The organism is Streptomyces cahuitamycinicus, from assembly GCF_002891435.1.
GTDB classification, from domain to species: domain Bacteria; phylum Actinomycetota; class Actinomycetes; order Streptomycetales; family Streptomycetaceae; genus Streptomyces; species Streptomyces cahuitamycinicus.
Genome location: NZ_POUC01000782.1, coordinates 1 through 1,833, shown reverse-complemented (window position 1 = coordinate 1,833; position 1,833 = coordinate 1). Strand labels below are relative to the sequence as shown.

Here is a 1,833-nt window from a genome sequence, read left to right as displayed (position 1 = left end):
ATCAGGTGCTGCACAAGCGTGAGCAGGGCGTCGACCGACGAGTCCGCCTCCCGCGCGTCGCAGATCACCATCGGGGTCGTGGGCTCCAGGTCCAGGGCGGCGCGCAACTGCCCGGGCGTGTGGTGGCGGGGTGCGTCCGGGAAGGTGTTGATGGCGACCGCGTACGGCAGTCCGGTCTCCTCCACCAGGCCCAGCACGTCGAACGAGGCGTCGATCCGGCGGGCGTCGACCAGCACGAGCGCGCCGAGCGCCCCATAGGCGATGTCGTCCCACAGAGGCCGGAACCGCTCCTGGCCGGGCGTGCCGAACAGGTACAGCACGACACCGCCCGGCAGGCTGATCCGGCCGAAGTCGATGGCGACCGTGGTGGTCGACTTGTCCCGTACGCCGGAGAGATCGTCGACCTGCGCGGACGCCTCGGTGAGCTGCTCTTCCGTGTGCAGCGGGCGGATCTCGGAGACCGACCGGATCAGGGTGGTCTTGCCCACCCCGAAAGGCCCGGTGATCAGGATCTTCACCAAGTCCTGGGCGGTGTCGGGGAGATGGACGTCCGCACCGCCGGGACGGGCGTCAACGGTGCTTGAGGTCGCGGAGGCCATCGGCCACTCTCTTCAGCAGGTCGGGGTCGAAGCGCCGGGCGGGCGGGATCGGCGCACGGGCCAGTACCAGGTCGCGGTCGAGGAGATCGGCGGCCAGCACGAGCACCGCGGAGACCGGAAGGCGCAGCAGGGCCGCGGCCTCCAGCACCGTCAGCGACCCGTACCCCAGCTCCTCCAGCAGGGCCGCCTGTGCGGCGGGCAGGTCCGCGGGGGCCGGCTCACCTCTGCCGGTGAGGACCGACAGCCGCTCCAGATGGGCACGGCTGGGCCGCGCCACCCCGCCGGTCGACAGGTACGCGGGAACCAGGGGACGGCCGCCTCGGCGGCCCGTCATGCCGGCGTGTCGCCGTCGGCACCTCGGGGCCCGGCGGCCATGGCCTTCTCGCCCAGCCGCGCCACCTGCGAGTGCACCCGGTGGGCGAGCAGGTCCAGTCGTACCTCGGGATCGCCGTACGCGGCGACACAGGTGCCGTGGTCCGTCGGCACGATGAGCACATAGCCGTGGTCCGATTCGATGACGACCTGCCGGATCTCGGCCCGGTCGGTGTCGGCGAACGCCGCCGCCGCGGTACGGCAGGCGCCCTGGACGGTGCTGGTGATCGCCGCGACCCGCTCGGCCGACGGCCGGGACAGCGCGTCGGTGTAGCCGGTGACGAGTCCGTCCCGGGTGAGCAGGACGGCGGCCACGACGTGCGGCACCTCCAGGACCGGTTCGAGCACCCATGCCGTGTCCCCCGCCGCGCGGCTGGTCATCTGGCCGTTCCCCCTTCGTCGTCGTTGCTGTCGGCACCCTCGGACGCCGAGCCGGCCGTGGTCGCGGCCGTGGCACCCTCAGATACGGCTGGGACGGGGCCGGTGTTCGACCCGGCGGCGGTCCGCGCCGCCTCGGTGCCCGACTGGAGGGCGCCGAGGGCTGCGGCGGACTCCTCGGGGCTGCGGGGGCGGCGTTGCGGTGTGCCTTCGGCTGCGGCGGGGCCGGCCGAGGCCGTGGCACGGCCCCGACGGCGCCGCTGGGGGAGGCCGCCGCTCTCCCGCGGGCCGTGGTGACCGGGGGCCGGGACGCCCGCGTCCTGCTCCTTGCCGTAGCCGTAGCCGTGATCGTGATCGTGGCTTGCGGTGGCGGGAAGCGGCCGGGGCCCGCGCGATGCGACGGCGGGCTCGGAGCCGTCCGAGTCGTTGGAGTCGTCGGAGCCGTCAGAGGTACCGGCCGGGGTGGATTCGGGCGGGTGCGGCG

At 74.0% G+C, this 1,833-nt stretch carries 3 protein-coding genes and 1 pseudogene; all 4 read right to left on the bottom strand.

The window, feature by feature from the left end; all coding sequences use genetic code 11:
- The coding region (locus C1J00_RS42780) for a GTP-binding protein (RefSeq protein WP_102914162.1) at window positions 1-599 on the bottom strand (599 nt) is incomplete at its 3' end.
- Window positions 571-933 carry a DUF742 domain-containing protein gene (locus tag C1J00_RS42775; protein ID WP_102914161.1) on the bottom strand — a complete coding sequence of 121 codons (363 nt, stop codon included), beginning with the start codon at window positions 931-933 and terminating at the stop codon, window positions 571-573. The genes C1J00_RS42775 and C1J00_RS42780, both read right to left, overlap by 29 nt.
- Window positions 930-1,352, bottom strand: a complete 423-nt coding sequence (locus tag C1J00_RS42770; protein ID WP_102914160.1) for a roadblock/LC7 domain-containing protein — start codon at window positions 1,350-1,352, stop codon at window positions 930-932. The genes C1J00_RS42775 and C1J00_RS42770 overlap by 4 nt, the downstream gene beginning before the upstream one ends.
- Window positions 1,349-1,833, bottom strand: a pseudogene (locus C1J00_RS42765) (ATP-binding protein); the annotation flags it as partial. The pseudogene C1J00_RS42765 and the gene C1J00_RS42770, both read right to left, overlap by 4 nt.